This window comes from Pseudomonas sp. RSB 5.4, assembly GCF_037126175.1.
GTDB lineage: Bacteria > Pseudomonadota > Gammaproteobacteria > Pseudomonadales > Pseudomonadaceae > Aquipseudomonas > Aquipseudomonas fluorescens_H.
Window position 1 is genome coordinate 5845552 of sequence record NZ_CP146986.1, and the last position, 15153, is coordinate 5860704.

General features: G+C 61.6%; 14 protein-coding genes and 1 pseudogene. 2 read left to right on the plus strand and 13 right to left on the minus strand.

Annotated features, from left to right (window positions below; genetic code table 11):
* Positions 1–330 precede the first annotated feature (330 nt).
* From V9L13_RS26265 to plsB, 4 genes are all read right to left on the minus strand, one after another.
* On the minus strand, positions 331–1020 hold the full coding sequence (locus V9L13_RS26265; protein ID WP_338800916.1) for a DUF4197 domain-containing protein: 690 nt from the start codon (positions 1018–1020) through the stop codon (positions 331–333).
* A 21-nt stretch (positions 1021–1041) separates the two neighbouring features.
* The gene (locus V9L13_RS26270; RefSeq protein WP_003222082.1) at positions 1042–1440 is read right to left on the minus strand and encodes a YbaY family lipoprotein; all 399 of its coding nucleotides are present in this window, start codon (positions 1438–1440) and stop codon (positions 1042–1044) included.
* Between the two features lie 50 nt (positions 1441–1490).
* Positions 1491–2177 (minus strand): hypothetical protein, encoded by a 687-nt coding sequence (locus V9L13_RS26275; protein ID WP_338800917.1) that lies wholly within the window; start codon positions 2175–2177, stop codon positions 1491–1493.
* Positions 2178–2274: 97 nt separating this feature from the next.
* Positions 2275–4773: a glycerol-3-phosphate 1-O-acyltransferase PlsB gene (gene plsB, locus V9L13_RS26280; RefSeq protein ID WP_103520041.1), complete on the minus strand. Its 2499-nt coding sequence runs from the start codon at positions 4771–4773 to the stop codon at positions 2275–2277.
* A 237-nt stretch (positions 4774–5010) separates the two neighbouring features.
* Here plsB and V9L13_RS26285 point away from each other — a divergent pair, with 237 nt between their 5' ends.
* Complete coding sequence (locus tag V9L13_RS26285) at positions 5011–5220, plus strand: cold-shock protein (RefSeq protein ID WP_003222087.1); 210 nt, start codon at positions 5011–5013, stop codon at positions 5218–5220.
* A gap of 155 nt (positions 5221–5375) precedes the next feature.
* Here the strand turns inward: V9L13_RS26285 and V9L13_RS26290 are convergent, their stop codons facing one another.
* From V9L13_RS26290 to V9L13_RS26305, 4 genes are all read right to left on the minus strand, one after another.
* Entirely contained in the window at positions 5376–5753 is a 378-nt protein-coding gene (locus tag V9L13_RS26290; RefSeq protein WP_103486309.1) for a hypothetical protein, read from the minus strand.
* A gap of 75 nt (positions 5754–5828) precedes the next feature.
* The gene (locus tag V9L13_RS26295; RefSeq protein ID WP_338800918.1) at positions 5829–6638 is read right to left on the minus strand and encodes a putative RNA methyltransferase; all 810 of its coding nucleotides are present in this window, start codon (positions 6636–6638) and stop codon (positions 5829–5831) included.
* The gene (gene dapE / locus V9L13_RS26300; protein WP_338800919.1) at positions 6638–7789 is read right to left on the minus strand and encodes a succinyl-diaminopimelate desuccinylase; all 1152 of its coding nucleotides are present in this window, start codon (positions 7787–7789) and stop codon (positions 6638–6640) included. Before dapE ends, V9L13_RS26295 begins: the two co-directional genes overlap by 1 nt.
* A gap of 238 nt (positions 7790–8027) precedes the next feature.
* Entirely contained in the window at positions 8028–10619 is a 2592-nt protein-coding gene (locus tag V9L13_RS26305; protein WP_338800920.1) for a glycosyltransferase, read from the minus strand.
* Positions 10620–11002: 383 nt separating this feature from the next.
* Here V9L13_RS26305 and tcdA point away from each other — a divergent pair, with 383 nt between their 5' ends.
* Positions 11003–11821, plus strand: coding sequence for a tRNA cyclic N6-threonylcarbamoyladenosine(37) synthase TcdA (gene tcdA / locus V9L13_RS26310; protein WP_102355646.1), 819 nt, complete (start codon positions 11003–11005; stop codon positions 11819–11821).
* Positions 11822–11920: 99 nt separating this feature from the next.
* Here tcdA and V9L13_RS26315 read toward each other — a convergent pair whose 3' ends face one another.
* The 5 genes and pseudogenes from V9L13_RS26315 to V9L13_RS26335 form a co-directional block, all read right to left on the minus strand.
* On the minus strand, positions 11921–12325 hold the full coding sequence (locus V9L13_RS26315) for a SufE family protein (protein WP_103486506.1): 405 nt from the start codon (positions 12323–12325) through the stop codon (positions 11921–11923).
* On the minus strand, positions 12322–13527 hold the full coding sequence (locus V9L13_RS26320) for a cysteine desulfurase (RefSeq protein WP_338800921.1): 1206 nt from the start codon (positions 13525–13527) through the stop codon (positions 12322–12324). Before V9L13_RS26320 ends, V9L13_RS26315 begins: the two co-directional genes overlap by 4 nt.
* A gap of 37 nt (positions 13528–13564) precedes the next feature.
* Positions 13565–13657: pseudogene (locus tag V9L13_RS26325) on the minus strand (metal ABC transporter ATP-binding protein); the annotation flags it as partial.
* 18 nt (positions 13658–13675) lie between these two features.
* Positions 13676–14710: a 2,3,4,5-tetrahydropyridine-2,6-dicarboxylate N-succinyltransferase gene (gene dapD, locus V9L13_RS26330; RefSeq protein WP_085697324.1), complete on the minus strand. Its 1035-nt coding sequence runs from the start codon at positions 14708–14710 to the stop codon at positions 13676–13678.
* Positions 14711–14742: 32 nt separating this feature from the next.
* On the minus strand, positions 14743–15105 hold the full coding sequence (locus tag V9L13_RS26335) for an ArsC family reductase (protein ID WP_003222107.1): 363 nt from the start codon (positions 15103–15105) through the stop codon (positions 14743–14745).
* Positions 15106–15153: the final 48 nt, after the last annotated feature.

Here is a 15153-nt window from a genome sequence, read left to right on the forward strand (position 1 = left end):
GTGGGAGCTGGCCTGCCAGCGATGGCGGCCTATGAGCCGACCAATCTCCAACTACCTGCACCCAATCCAAAATGTGGGAGCTGGCTTGCCAGCGATGGCGGCCTATGAGCCGACCAATCTCCAACTGCCTGCACCCAATCCCACTGTGGGAGCGGGCTTGCTCGCGAAGAGGCCCGCCCAGCCACCCAACCTCTTTGGTCTGTTTAAAAATCGCTCGCTGAGCTCTCGGTTAACCGCGTCCTCGATCAAGTCGATCCGCAAGGCTGACCCACAATAAAAAGCCCGCCGACCTTCACAGGTTCAGCGGGCTTTTGCGTGCCGCGGCAAAAATTACAAGGTGCCGAACACCTTCTTCGCCAGACCCGTCGCTGCAGCGGCGGGATTCTTGCGAATGGTTTCTTCCTGTTTGCCGATCATTTCGAACAGGCCGTTCAGCGCTTGTTCGGTGACGTAGTTTTCGACGTTGGCGCTTTTCGCATCCACTACGCCCAGGGTCGCGGCCTGGCCGGCGAAGGCGTTGTACTTTTGTGCTACACCGACTTTGTCGGTGGCTTGTTTGACGATTGGCAGGAACTTGGCGCGGATTTGTTCGCGGCTGGTTTTGTCCAGGTATTGGGTGGCCGAGTCGGTGCCGCCGCTGAGGATGCCCTTGGCGTCGGCCACGGTCATTTTCTTCACGGCGTCGACGAGGATCGGCTGGGCCTGGGTCACAGCGGTTTCCGCAGCCTTGTTCATCGCGGTTTCGAGTTCGTCGACCTGGGCGCCCATGCCGAAGGCTTTCATCTTGCCGGCGACTTTACCGAGTTTGCCCGGCAGTTCGATTTTCACTTCCGGGTTGTTGCTGAAGCCGCCCGGGGTGCCGAGTTGTTTGACGGCAATTTGCGCGCCTTGGGTCAGGGCATCCTTGAGGCCGCCGGTGGCGTCTTGTTGCGAGAGGTCGCTGAGCGACAGTGCCAGGGCGCTGGCAGAGATCATCAGGCCCGCGCACAGGCCGGCGAAGCGAAGGGTAGGGCGGAGCATGGCAGCTTCCTTGAAAGACAATTAGCGAATGGCGTCGACGCGGATTTTCAGCGGCTGCGGATCGTTGCCGTCCAGTTGCACGGCGTGGTTCTCGGTGGTGATGAACATCAGCTCGCCGTTGACTTCGATGCGCGCGCTGACCGAGTAACGGTGGCCGGGTTTGACCTGGGCCGGATCGTAACTCAAGTGGAACGGCAGCGGCACCTGGCCTTTGACCGGGCCTTTCTGTTCGTCGAGGACCACCGCCGGGGCGTCGGCCAGCGATACGTCCTGCAGGCTCACGCTCAGGGTCGCGCTCGGTGGCAGGGCGATGCGTTGCAGGTAGAACACTTCGCCATCGAGGCCGACCTTGCCGGCGGGGGTGGTCGACTGGCAGGCGCTCAACAGGGTGGCTGCGGCGAGAAGGGTGAGTTTTTTCATCGGGACCTCTGAGACGGTTGCGCCGGAAGAATCCCGGCGCCGAAGGAAATCTAGCGGATTTTGGCGTCAGCGTCAGTGAACAAACGTAAGGGTTTTTCCAGCCAATGCATCAGGGCCTGAAATGACCACGCCTGTTGTTCGCGTGTGACAGGGGACAGTTCAATCGATCCCGGTGAAACCGGAACCGCTTGGTGGTAGCGGTTTTCAACGGCGCTCAGCACATAACGTTTGCCAGGGATGACACTGTCCGGATCGTATTTCAGATAAAACGAAGTGGCGGTCTGTTCGTCATGGTTGACGCGTACCAGTTCAACTTGCGGCTGCTCGAGTTGATGCAATCTGATGGTCACGGCTTCTTCAGCCGGGACCGTCGTGGGTTCCTGTACTTCGACATAAAGTTGCCCGATCGGGCTCAAGTGCAAGGTCTGGCGATGCGGCGCCTTGTTGACGGTGACGAAGTAGTCCAGCTCGATCAGCAACGGTTGGCGGTTGTGGAGCATCTGGACATTGACCTGATACTTCACGCCCACATCGCTGTAAGGGTGGGGAAAGTCAAACTTCCATCCGGCGTCATAGAGCGAAGCATGGCGCCAGTCCTTGATCGTGACGGGCGCTGCAGAGTTGAGGCGTTTGACGCTGACCCGCGTTTCGCTGATGCCGCCCTGTGGGGCAACAAAGTCCGCTGGCAGACTGAAGTTCAAAGTGACGCTGGGGGGGTGTTGATTGAACAGGCTCATCTCGATATCCGTATCGTGATTGGTTGATGGCGCCTATTAATTCATGAATCAACTAACGGGGCCATTGCAGGGCGTCCCCGTTAGTTGTCGGCAAGTTTCAGACTTGCGGTGCATCCGCTGTTTCGGCGGCATCTTCACTGCGATGCAGGGCTACCTGACGAATCGACAGACGAATCTCCGCCGGCAGTACGCGTTTGGCCGCGCCTTCGGCCAGTTCGCCGAGCAGTTCGTGGTAGCTCAGCTTGCCGGCTTCGTCGCGACGCAGCACGTCGAGGTCGAGCAGGGTCTGGATGAAGTGACGGAACAGGCTCTTGTCGAAGAACTCCGGGGCGTTCAAGCCGTGGAGGATCGACAGGCGCTGGGCCATGACCGTGCACAGGTCTTCCAGCTCTTCGGCGCTGATGCTGTGCTGGCCGCTGTTGAGCAGCAGAGACACGGTCATGTAGAAGCGCTGCAAGGTCTGCGCGATGCTTTTCGACAGCAGGGTCAGCAGCACAAAGTGCCGCGAACTTGGCGCCGGACGCATATACACATCCTTCTCGAAGCGCAGCAGGCCTTGCTCGACGAAGGCTTCCAGCCATTGATCGACCACGGTGTCGAGTTCGTCCAGGCTCCAGCGAATGAACAGCTCCGCCTGCAGGTACGGATACAGCGCGCGGGTGTAGCGCAGGATCTGTTCGCGGCTCATGCGCGAGGTGCTCTGGAAGAAGCTCGCCAGCAGCGCCGGCAGGGCGAAGATGTGCAGCACGTTGTTGCGGTAGTAGGTCATCAGGACGGCGTTCTGCTCGTCCAGATAGAGAATCTTGCCCAGCGCATCGTTCTGCTCGGACAGCAGATCCATGTCCTTCACGTGTTCGATCAGCGCACGGCCATCGCCTTCCGGCAGGGTCGTGTGTGGCGAGTACGGGACTTTGCGCAGCAGCGCCAGATACAGATCCAGCACCCGCGCCATGGCCCGATCGTCCAGCGCCAGGCGAGTGGTCGAGAGCAGCGCCAGCGCCACCAGATTGACCGGGTTGATCGCCGCCGCTTCGTTCAGGTGCTGTGCGACTTTCTCGCCGAGGCGATTGGTGGCTTCGTTGAGCCACGCCGGTTTGTACTGCGGGCCGAGTTCCTGTTGGCGCCAATCCGGCTGTTCGCTGTCGAGGAACTCCGCGAGTTTGATCGGCTCGCCGAAGTTCACCGCGACCTGACCGAAGCGTTGCTTGAGCGCGCCGATGACTTTGAAGATGTCGAAAATCGACTCTTTCTTCTTGCTCGCGCCACGCAGTTCGCCAAGGTAAGTACGACCTTCAAGCACGCGCTCGTAACCGATGTACACCGGCACGAAGACAATCGGCATGCGCGACGAGCGCAGGAAGCTGCGCATCGTGATCGCGAGCATCCCGGTTTTCGGTTGCAGCATGCGCCCGGTGCGCGAGCGGCCGCCCTCGACGAAGTATTCGACCGGGAAGCCTTTGGTGAACAGGGTGTGCAGGTATTCGTTGAACACCGAGGTGTACAGCGGATTGCCCTTGAACGTGCGGCGCATGAAGAACGCGCCACCACGCCGCAGCAGGCTGCCGATCACCGGCATGTTGAGGTTGATCCCGGCGGCGATGTGCGGCGGGGTCAGACCGTTGCGGAACAGCAGGTACGAGAGCAGCAGGTAGTCGATGTGGCTGCGGTGGCACGGCACGTAGATCACTTCGTGACCCTGAGCGACCTTCTGCACGCCTTCGATGTGGTTGACCTTGATCCCGTCGTAGATCTTGTTCCAGAACCAGCTCAGCACCACTTCGAGGAAGCGGATCGCGGTGTAGGTGTAGTCCGAGGCGATTTCGTTGCCGTAGCGCAACGCCTGGGCCTTGGCTTTTTCCAGAGAGATGTTCTCGCGCTCGGCCTCTTCAACGATCGCTTGCTTGACCAGTGGCTGGTTGAGCAGGCCCTTGACCAGATTGCGCCGGTGGGAAATGTCAGGGCCGATCACCGCGGCTTTGAGGTTGCGGAAATGCACGCGCAGGATGCGCTGGGCCATGCGCACGGTGCGCTCGTGGCCCTTGTTGTGGTCGATCAGTTCGCGCAGGTGGATCGGCGCGGAGAACTGCACGCGAGTCTTGCGCCCCAGAACGATGATGCTCAGCAGCCGGCGCAAACGCCCGGTGACTGCCCAGCTGTCGGCGAACAGCAGCTTCCACGGACTGTTTTCGCTGTCCGGCGACTGGCCCCAGAATACGCTGACCGGAATGATCTGCGCGTCTTCGGCGGCGTTCTGGGTCAGGGCGCTGACCAGGCGGGTCAGGGTCGGCGGTGCGCCGCGCTTGTCCTGACGGCCGAGCCAGTCCGGGTCCGGCGTCAGGTAGAAAAACGCTGCCGGTTCGATCAACGGCCCGACGGACACCGGCAGCACCGGACGCGGCAGGCCGGCCTTGGTGCACTCGGTGTCGACTACTGCCAGATCGGTGAGCGAGGGATTTTGCAGGACGTAGAACACCGGACGACTGCGGTCGAGGTTGAGGGTGAACGACGACTGGTTGATCGTCTCCGAGCGAACCCAGAGATACAACAGTCGGCGCAAGGTGCCAAACACAAGACGGCGGAACGGGGAACGGGTCATACGGCTTCTGCGTGAGTGAATAAAACCGAGCAACTGCTCGGGCGGTCGACAGTTTGCCGTATTCGCCGAAAATCGGCAAAAAAGCGGCGAAGTAATCTCCTGTTGAGACTTTTTGCGCCTGTCATATACTCGGCAATCTGTCGCCGGGGCCCTTTATGGACGTCGGGCGCAGTCTGACGTTCCGCAAAGGCTTTCCTGCGAAAAGCCTGTTCAATAATAAAAAAGGAGTATGAACAGATGGCAACACGTGAAACCGGCAATGTGAAGTGGTTCAACGACGCCAAGGGCTACGGCTTCATTCAGCGCGACGACGGCGTGGACGTGTTCGTGCACTACCGCGCGATTCGCGGTGAAGGGCATCGCTCGCTGACTGAAGGTCAGCAGGTTGAATATGCGGTGGTGACGGGGGAGAAGGGGTTGCAGGCTGAGGATGTGGTAGGTCTGTAATACAACGCTCCAAAACACCCCAAAACCAAATGTGGGAGCGGGCTTGCTCGCGAATGCGTCGTGTCATTCAGCATATCTGTAGCTGATACACCGCATTCGTCGGAACGCCGCCCGGAGCAAGCCCGCTCCCACATTTGGATCTGTGTTGACTGCGATTAAGCGGTTTTCCAGGTGATCTCTTCTTCACCGTCTTCGCTGATGCGAATCCAGCGATCCGCCGTCTCCTCGCCTTCTTCCTCGACCCACGTGCCCGGTGCGCAACGCACTTCGACGTTCAGCGCAGCAAAGGCTGCGCGGGCGCAGGCGATGTCGTCGTCCCATGGGGTCGCATCGCTTTCCAGGTACAGGCTGTTCCACTTGCCCACGGCTTTCGGCAGCCAGGTCACCGGCACATTGCCAGCCTTGCATTTGTAGGTCTGGCCTTTCTGTACCCAGTCGCTGCACGGGCCCAGGGCTGCGCCGAGCCAGGCGGAAATCGCCTTGTGGTCGACGTCGGCGTCTTTCAGGTAAATCTCGATATCCGGTTGGCGCATGGATGTCCTCACTGCGGGTCTGAAAAATCCATTCGCGGATTTAGCCGGCCCCGGGCACTCGCCCGAGACCAAAAGTTATTGAAGAACGAAATAATCGTAGCGCATCGACACGGTGGTCACGAACGGCTCGGGCTGTTCGATCACTGCGGCGCGGCGTTCGGCACTGGCGCGCCAGCCGTGGGGTGTCATCGCCAACAGGTTGGCGCGATCCTCGGGCTTGTCCAGCGTCAGTTTGAATTCCAGGGTTTCGCTGTGCGCCAGCGCCATGCCTTCCGGCACCAGGGCCAGATGCTTGTCGTCGGTGTATTCGCGCACTTCGTCGTACAGGCGTTCGCGCAGTTCCATCAGGTGGCCGCTGGTCGGGCCGACCTTCATCAGGCCGCCGCCGACGCTGAGCAGGCGCTTGGCTTCTGCCCAGTCCAGCGGACTGAAAACGCTGGCGAGAAACTGGCAACTGCCCGACGCCAACGGCACGCGGGCCATGCTGGCAATCAACCAGGTAAGCGCCGGATTACGTTTGCAGGCACGTTTCACCGCCTCGCGCGAGATGTCCAGCGCGTAGCCATCGGCTTCCGGCAGGGCCTCGGCGATCTGCGCGGTGTAGTAACCCTCACCGCAACCGATATCGACCCAGCGTGCCGGTGCATAACTCGCCGCCAGCTCGGCCAGACGCTTGGCCACCGGCGCGTAATGCCCGGCGTTCAGGAAGTCGCGGCGCGCCTCGACCATCGCCTGATTGTCGCCAGGATCACGGCTGTTCTTGTGCTGCACCGGCAACAGGTTCAGGTAGCCCTGACGCGCACGGTCGAAGCGGTGGCCGGCGGGGCAGACCACGCCGTTGTCGACGCTGTTCAGCGGTTCACTGCAGATCGGGCACGCGAGCATCAGGCGAGCAACTTGATCAGGGTCTGGTAGTAGATCTCGGTCAGCACGTCGAGATCGGCCGCCAGCACACGCTCGTTGACCTGGTGAATGGTCGCGTTGACCGGGCCCAGTTCAACAACCTGCGTGCCCATGGTCGCGATGAAGCGGCCATCGGAAGTGCCGCCGCTGGTCGACGCCTTGGTCTCGCGGCCGGTGATGTCCTTGATGCTCGACGACACCGCGTCGAGCAGCGCGCCCGGCTCGGTGAGGAACGGCAGACCGGACAGCGCCCAGTCGATGTCCCAGTCCAGATCGTGTTTGTCGAGGATGTCGGCCACGCGTTTCTGCAGGCCTTCGACGGTGGATTCGGTGGAGAAGCGGAAGTTGAACACCGCCACCAGATCACCCGGGATCACGTTGGTCGCGCCGGTACCGGAGTTGAGGTTGGAAATCTGGAAACTGGTCGGCGGGAAGAAATCGTTGCCGTGGTCCCAGTGCTCGGCGGCCAGTTCGGCCAAGGCCGGTGCGGCGAGGTGGATCGGGTTCTTCGCCAGATGCGGGTAGGCCACGTGGCCCTGCACGCCGCGCACGGTGAGCTTGGCGCCGAGCGAGCCGCGACGGCCGTTTTTCACCACGTCACCGACCAGCGTGGTGCTCGACGGTTCGCCGACGATGCACCAGTCCAGACGCTCTTTGCGCGCCACCAGACGTTCCACCACCGCCTTGGTGCCGTGGTGCGCCGGGCCTTCTTCGTCACTGGTGATCAGGAACGCGACCTTGCCCTTGTGGTTCGGGTAGTCGGCGACAAAGCGCTCGGCGGCGACGGTCATCGACGCCAGGCTGCCTTTCATGTCGGCCGCGCCGCGACCGCAGAGCATGCCGTGTTCATCGATCACGGCGTTGAACGGTTCGATCTGCCAGGCGGTCACCGGACCGGTCGGCACCACGTCGGTGTGGCCGGCGAAGCACAGCACCGGGCCGTCGTCATTGCCGTGGGTGGCCCAGAAGTTGTCCACGTCCTCGATGCGCATCGGCTCGAGGGTGAAACCGGCATCGCCCAGGCGCTGCATCATCTGCTTCTGGCAATCGGCGTCGACCGGCGTCACGGACGGACGGCGGATCAGGTCGATGGCGAGTTGGAGGGTCGGCGAAAGGTCGGCGTGGGCCGTCATGGAAAACTCCGGGAGCTTGAAATTGGGCTGGGGCCACTGTGGGAGCGAGCTTGCTCGCGAAAGCGGTGTATCAGGCAACTTAAGGGTTGAATGTTACAAAGCCTTCGCGAGCAAGCTCGCTCCCACAGGGATTGGGTTCGGTCGGTTACACCGCGTATCACGCCAAGCCCCGCAAAATGGCGGTTATCTTAAAGCAAAACGGCGACCATTGGCCGCCGTTTAGTGGATCAAAGAGGAATTAGACGACAGGCGCCGGTTCAGGCGCTGTCGCAGGTTTTGGCAGCGACGAGAGGAACGCCATGATCAGCGCGGCCAGGTACGGCAGCGACTGCACCAGCAGCATTGCGACCCAGAAGCGCATGTCGTTGCTCGGAATGCCCTGCACCAGGTAGATCCCCAGCGCCGCGCCCCACAACAGCAGCATGATGAACAGCTCTTCGCGCGCTTCGGAAATCGCCACCCAGAAACCATGGTTGTCGGCGTTTTTCGGCGTGCGGAAGAACGGGATGCTGCTGGTGAAGAAACCGTACAGCACCGCTTTGGCGATGGTGTGCGACAACGCCAGGCCAGCCAGTGCGGCGCAGAACGCATCCTTGAGGTTCACGCCCACGGCGCGACGGTAGAGGAAGATGATCTTGCCGACCTTGAACACGAACAGCGCCAGTGGCGGGATTGCGAAAATCAGCAGCGGCGGATCGACCCGTTGCGGCACGATGATCATCGCCGCCGACCACAGCAGGGCGCCGACGGTGAAGAAAATGTTCATGCCGTCCGCGACCCAAGGCAACCAGCCCGCGAGGAAGTGGTAACGCTGGCCACGGGTCAGCTCGGTGTCCTTGCCGCGCAGCAGGCTGCCGGTGTGGCGCTTGATGATCTGGATCGCGCCGTAGGCCCAACGGAAACGCTGCTTCTTGAAGTCGATGAAGGTGTCCGGCATCAGACCCTTGCCGTAACTGTCGTGGTAATACGCCGCCGACAGGCCTTTCTCGAACACGCGCAGACCCAGCTCGGCGTCTTCACAGATGCACCAGTCGGCCCAGCCCAGCTCTTCCAGAACCGAACGGCGGGTCATGGTCATGGTGCCGTGCTGGATGATCGCGTCGCGGTCGTTGCGGGTGACCATGCCGATGTGGAAGAAACCTTTGTATTCGGCGTAGCAGAGCTTCTTGAAGGTGCTTTCGTTCTGGTCGCGATAGTCCTGCGGCGACTGCACCACGGCGATTTTCGGATCGGCGAAGTGCGGCACCATGTGCTTGAGCCAGTTCGGATGCACGCAGTAGTCGGAGTCGATCACCGCGATCACTTCGGCGTCCTTGGCGGTATGCGGAATCAGGTAGTTCAGCGCGCCGCCCTTGAAACCGGCCAGGGGCGAGACGTGGAAGAACTTGAAACGCGGGCCGAGGGTTGCGCAGTAGTCGCGCACCGGTTCCCAGACGGCTGGGTCTTTGGTGTTGTTGTCGATGATCAGGACTTCATAGTCCGGGTAATCGAGGGCGGCCAGGGCGTCGAGGGTCTGTTTGACCATCTCCGGCGGCTCGTTGTAGCACGGTACGTGGATCGAGACTTTCGGTCTGTAGTCCGAGTCGCCCACCACCGGCAGGAATTCACGCCGGCGCTTGTGGGTCCAGACCGCCTCGGCCAGTTCATGCGCCTCGGTCAGCAACACGATAAACACCCCGAGCGCACCCAGCGCCAGCAGGAAACCCACCGTCAGGCTGAACCACGTGCTGTATTGCTGGCTGTAGTCGTAACCGATCCACACCAGCACCGAACCGCAGAGGAACGCAATAAAGGTCAGGAAGGTGCGGCCACGCTGGCGCAGGGCCGAGCCGTCGATCATCAGCAGGGTCAGCGACAGCAGCGCCAGCACCACCGAACCGATGGCCAGCACGCGCCATTGCGGGATGGCGACGACCGGGCCTTCGAAGTTGAATTTCTGCTGGCGGGCGGCGTTGAACACGCCCCAGTAGGCGCCCACCGAACCTTCGTCACTGGCCTTCCACGGCTGGTCGAACGCTTCGATCACGAAGTAGTTGAAGCCTTGGCGGTTGAGCTTGTTGACCAGCGTGCGCAGGTAGATCGCCTGATCCGCCGGCGACGCATCGGCGCCACCGCGCATGCGACCGTTGCTCGGCCAGCCGACTTCGGACAGCAGCAGCGGCTTTTTCGGGAACAGCTTTTTCAGGTCACGGGCACGGTCGAAGACGAACTGCCCGGCCTTGTCGACGGGGATGAATTCCCAGTAAGGCAGCACGTGCGCAGCGATCAAGTCAACGTGCCTGGCCAGTTCCGGGTGTTCTTCCCAGACGTGCCACTGCTCGGAGGTGGTCACCGGCACTTTCACCGCCGCGCGCACCCGATCCAGGAGCACGCTCAGTTGCTCGGCAGTGATTTCCTTGCGGAATATCGCCTCGTTACCGACCACCACGCGAACCACGCTGCGCGAGGTATTGGCCAGTTCGATGGCGCGCTGGATTTCCCGCTCGTTGCGTTCCTGGTCGGGGCTGATCCAGATCCCGAGGGTCACGCGCAGACCGAACTCTTCCGCCAGTTTCGGGATGTCCTGCAGCGAACCGTCGACCGAGTAGATGCGGATGTTGTCCGTCAGCTTGCTCATGATCTCCAGGTCGCGGCGCATTTCGTCGTCAGTCGGATACTGATCCTTCTGTGGGAACTGGCCCTGCTGGAATGGCGAATAGGAAAAACCGGAGATCTGTTCCGGCCAGTTGGGCGCGGAGACCGGGCGGTTGATCAGCGCCCAGAAACCGGTGAACAGGGCGGCGATTGCCAGAACCACCACCAGGTTGAGACCAAATTTACGCGATGACATAGCTATTTCGGGTTCCAAAGGCTGTGGAACGAAGGAACGGATCGGCTTACGCCAAAAGGGCGCGAATCCTACACCGGCAGTTCACTGCTCGTACACCGGGCAGGAAAATGCCCGACATTGGGCAGTCCAACCTGATTTAAGTTCTTTAGTAACAGCTTGTAAGAGAAAACTTTGTTATTCAGTTATAGCAATTCCCGTGGCGAGGGAGCTTGCTCCCGCTGGGTCTGCGAAGCAGGCCGCTTTTTGAGGGCCGCTTCGCGACCCAGCGGGAGCAAGCTCCCTCGCCACAAAGGTTGTGTGAAAACGGCTGCGTGCACCGTTCATAGCGTCAAAGATGCTCTTGGCCGCCGACGGCCCTATAATGCGCGCCGGTTTTTGGGGTAATGGTCATGAGTACAGAAGATCCGCGGTTTGCAGGCATCGCCCGTTTGTATGGCATCGAGGGCCTTGAGCGCCTGCGTGCGGCCCATGTTGCGATTGTCGGCGTCGGTGGCGTCGGTTCCTGGGCGGCGGAAGCCATGGCCCGCTGTGGCGTGGGCGAGATTTCGCTGTTCGACCTCGACGACGTCTGCGTCAGCAACGCCAACCGCCAGTTGCATGCGCTGGACAGCACCGTCGGCAAACCCAAGGTCGAAGTGATGGCCGAGCGCCTGCGCGGGATCAATCCGGATTGTACGGTGCATGCGGTGGCGGACTTCGTGACGCGCGACACCATGGCCGAGTACATCACGCCGAACATCGACTGCGTGATCGACTGCATCGACGCGGTCAACGCCAAGGCTGCACTGATCGCCTGGTGCAAACGCCGCAAGATCCAGATCATCACCACTGGCGGCGCGGGTGGGCAGATCGATCCGACGCTGATTCAGGTCTGCGACCTTAACCGGACCTTCAACGATCCGCTGGCTTCGAAAGTGCGCTCGACCCTGCGCCGCGACTACGGCTTCTCGCGCACCGTGACCCGCCATTACAGCGTGCCGTGCGTGTTCTCCACTGAACAGCTGCGCTATCCGAAACCGGACGGCAGCATCTGCTTGCAGAAGAGTTTTGTCGGCGATGGCGTGAAGCTCGACTGCGCCGGCGGGTTTGGCGCAGTGATGATGGTCACGGCGACGTTCGGCATGGTCGCGGCGACCAAGGCTGTGGACAAGATTGTGGCGGGTGTGCGGCGGCCGGCGGATCGCATCAAACCTCAGGTCTGAGGTTGTCAGTGATGGCCTCTTCGCGAGCAAGCCCGCTCCCACGTTGGATCTGTGGCGTTCACAAATCCCCTGTGGGAGCGGGCTTGCTCGCGAAGGCGATCAGCCTGCCAACTCATTCATGCGCTTGAGCACGGCATTCAAGCCATTACTGCGCGACGGCGACAATTGCCGCGACAGCCCCAGTTGATTGAACCAGTCGGGCAAATCCACCTGCTGCAACTCGGCAGCGCTCAAACCGTTGACCCGCAACAGCAGCAACGCCACCAACCCGCGAATCATCCGCGCATCGCTGGCAGCGCTGAATTGCCAGTGGCCGTCCTGCAATTCCCCCACCAGCCACATCTGACTTTCACAGCCATGCACGCGGTTGGCCTCGCATTTGTCCGCGTCATCCAGCGGCGGCAGACGATCGCCAAACTGCATCAGCAACCGTGCGCGCTGTTCCCAACCGGCAGCATTCTGAAAGGTCTGCAGCGCTTCGGCAGCGGCGAGCGGCAGGCTCATCGCAGCAACTCCAGGGCCTGATCCAGCGCTTCGAAGAAACGCTCCAGATCCTCGGAGTCGTTGTACAGCGCCAGCGACACACGAATAGCACCGGCCAGCTCAAAGCTTTTCAGCAACGGCATGGCGCAGTGATGCCCGGCGCGCACGGCGATGCCTTGCTCGGTGAGCAGGTGCGCCAGATCGGCGTTATGCACGCCCTCGACGACGAAACTCGCCAGCGCCAGTTGCGGCTTGCCGAGCAGACGAATGCCGTTGCGCGCGGCCAGGCCTTGCAGCAGGTAGGCGTGCAGCGCCGCTTCGTGGGCCGACACCGCGTCCTGATCCAGGCCGGCCAGATAATCGAGGGTCGCGCCGAGGCCGATCACGCTGGCAATCGGCGGCGTGCCCGCCTCGAAACCCAGCGGGGCAGGGCGGAAGCGTGAATCGTGATAATTGGCTTCCAGCACCATTTCGCCGCCGAACTGCCACGGCTGCAGTTGCTCAAGGGACTTGTTGCGCCCGAACAGCACGCCGAGACCATCGGGGCCGTACAGTTTGTGGCTGGAAAACACGTAGAAGTCGCAACCCAGCGCTTGCACGTCGTGGCGACCATGCACCACACCTTGGGCGCCATCGACCACGGTCAGCGCGTTCTGCGCCTTGGCCATCGCCAGCAGCGCCGGAAGCGGTTGCCAGGCGCCGAGCACGTTGGACAGCTGACTGACCGCCAGCAAGCGAGTGCGCGGGGTGATCAGACGCACAGCGGTGCCGAGGTCGATCACGCCGTCGGCGTCCAGCGGCAGGATCACCAGTTTCAGCTCGCGACGCTGTGCCAGTTGCTGCCACGGCAGCAGGTTGGCGTGATGCTCCAGGGCGCTGATGACAATTTCATCGCCCGGATGGAAAAGATGCTCAAGGCCATAGGCCAGGAGATTCAGCGCGCTGGTGGCGCCGTGGGTGAAGATGATCTGCCCGCTGTCACCGGCATTCAGCCACTGGGCAACTTTCAGCCGACTGTCTTCGAACGCCTGCGTCGCGTGGGCGCCGGGCAGATGCTGCGCACGATGCACATTGGCCGCGCCGTTGGCGTAGTAGTGCGCCAGCGCGTCGAGCAGGGCCTGGGGTTTTTGCGTGGTGGCGGCATTGTCCAGATAGGTCTGGTCTTGCCGTTGCAGGGCGGCGATGGCCGGAAAATCGGCGCGCCAGGGGGAGGGAATCATCATAGGTTCAGCCCTGTGAACTTGGGCGGGTGTACACCGAACCTTGTGGGAGCGGGCTTGCTCGCGAAAGCGGCGTGTCAGTCGAAATCAATGGTGACTGACGCACCGCTTTCGCGAGCAAGCCCGCTCCCACAGGGGATTGGGTGGCTGCTTAGTTGTGAGCGTGCAGCGCTTCGTTCAGTTCGATCGCCGATTTGTGGGTTTTGCACTCCACGGCACCGGTTTCCGAGTTGCGACGGAACAGCAGGTCGGTCTGACCGGCCAGTTCACGCGCCTTCACCACCTTGACCAGGTTGTTGTGCTCGTCCAGCAGCGCCACCTTGGTGCCGGCGGTCACGTACAGGCCCGACTCGACGGTGTTGCGGTCGCCCAACGGGATACCGATACCGGCGTTGGCGCCGATCAGGCAGCCTTCACCCACCTTGATCACGATGTTGCCGCCGCCCGACAGGGTGCCCATGGTCGAGCAGCCGCCGCCCAGGTCCGAACCCTTGCCGACGAATACGCCAGCGGAAACGCGGCCTTCGATCATGCCCGGGCCTTCGGTGCCGGCATTGAAGTTGATGAAGCCTTCGTGCATTACGGTGGTGCCTTCGCCCACGTAAGCGCCCAGACGCAGACGTGCCGCGTCAGCGATACGCACGCCGGCCGGAACCACGTAGTCGGTCATTTTCGGGAACTTGTCCACCGAGAACACCTCCAGCAGCTCGCCGCGCAGACGCGCTTCCAGTTGCAGTTCGGCCAGTTCGCTCAGGTCGATTGCACCCTGGCTGGTCCAGGCCACGTTCGGCAGCAGCGGGAAGATCCCGGCCAGGCTTACGCCGTGTGGTTTGACCAGACGATGCGACAGCAGGTGCAGCTTGAGGTACGCCTCAGGCGTCGAGGTCAGTTGTGTGTCTTCGGCCAGCAGGGTGGCGACCAGTGGCTTGTGGCTCTCGGCCAGACGGGTCAGCAGCTTGCCTTGAACGGCGTCGATGCCTTTGACCGCTTCAGCCAGTTGCGCAGCCTGTGCAGTGGTGAAGGTGATGGCCTGGTTGCCTTCGGTGTAACCGAGGATCGGCGCCACGGCGGCGACCAGTTCGGCCGACGGGTTGAGCAGTGGCTGAGCGTAGAACACTTCCAGCCACGCGCCTTGACGGTTCTGAGTGCCGACACCAAAGGCGATGCTGAACAGAGAGTTGGACATGTGAATACCTCTAGCAATAAGTGACGGGCTGCTTACTTGAGTGCGGCCGCGTAGATGTCTGGCTTGAAGCCAATCAGGGTTCGGTCACCGAGATCGAGCACCGGGCGCTTGATCATCGAGGGTTGAGCGAGCATCAGTTCGATGGCTTTCGACTGGTCGAGATCGGCTTTACGTTCGTCGTCGAGTTTGCGAAAGGTCGTGCCTGCACGGTTCAACACCGTTTGCCAGCCGTGCTCGTCACACCATTGGGTCAGGTGCTCACGGTCGATACCGGCGGTTTTGTAATCGTGGAAGTCGTAGCTGACAGCGTGTTCATCGAGCCAGGTGCGCGCCTTCTTCATGGTGTCGCAGGCTTTGATGCCGAAAAGGTGCAACGTTTTACTTGAAACGGTCAAGGAATCGCCCCCTTTACAGGTGCTGGGAAAAAATGGTGTCGGATTATG

Bases quoted from the DNA above. Each gene is read 5' to 3' on its own strand.
- V9L13_RS26305 (WP_338800920.1), bottom strand. From the start codon at position 10,619: ATGTCATCGCGTAAATTTGGTCTCAACCTGGTGGTGGTTCTGGCAATC.
- plsB (WP_103520041.1), bottom strand. From the start codon at position 4,773: ATGACCCGTTCCCCGTTCCGCCGTCTTGTGTTTGGCACCTTGCGCCGA.
- dapD (WP_085697324.1), bottom strand. From the start codon at position 14,710: ATGTCCAACTCTCTGTTCAGCATCGCCTTTGGTGTCGGCACTCAGAAC.
- tcdA (WP_102355646.1), top strand. From the start codon at position 11,003: ATGGTCATGAGTACAGAAGATCCGCGGTTTGCAGGCATCGCCCGTTTG.
- V9L13_RS26265 (WP_338800916.1), bottom strand. From the start codon at position 1,020: ATGCTCCGCCCTACCCTTCGCTTCGCCGGCCTGTGCGCGGGCCTGATG.
- dapE (WP_338800919.1), bottom strand. From the start codon at position 7,789: ATGACGGCCCACGCCGACCTTTCGCCGACCCTCCAACTCGCCATCGAC.
- V9L13_RS26290 (WP_103486309.1), bottom strand. From the start codon at position 5,753: ATGCGCCAACCGGATATCGAGATTTACCTGAAAGACGCCGACGTCGAC.
- V9L13_RS26315 (WP_103486506.1), bottom strand. From the start codon at position 12,325: ATGAGCCTGCCGCTCGCCGCTGCCGAAGCGCTGCAGACCTTTCAGAAT.
- V9L13_RS26285 (WP_003222087.1), top strand. From the start codon at position 5,011: ATGGCAACACGTGAAACCGGCAATGTGAAGTGGTTCAACGACGCCAAG.
- V9L13_RS26320 (WP_338800921.1), bottom strand. From the start codon at position 13,527: ATGATGATTCCCTCCCCCTGGCGCGCCGATTTTCCGGCCATCGCCGCC.
- V9L13_RS26295 (WP_338800918.1), bottom strand. From the start codon at position 6,638: ATGCTCGCGTGCCCGATCTGCAGTGAACCGCTGAACAGCGTCGACAAC.
- V9L13_RS26270 (WP_003222082.1), bottom strand. From the start codon at position 1,440: ATGAAAAAACTCACCCTTCTCGCCGCAGCCACCCTGTTGAGCGCCTGC.
- V9L13_RS26275 (WP_338800917.1), bottom strand. From the start codon at position 2,177: ATGAGCCTGTTCAATCAACACCCCCCCAGCGTCACTTTGAACTTCAGT.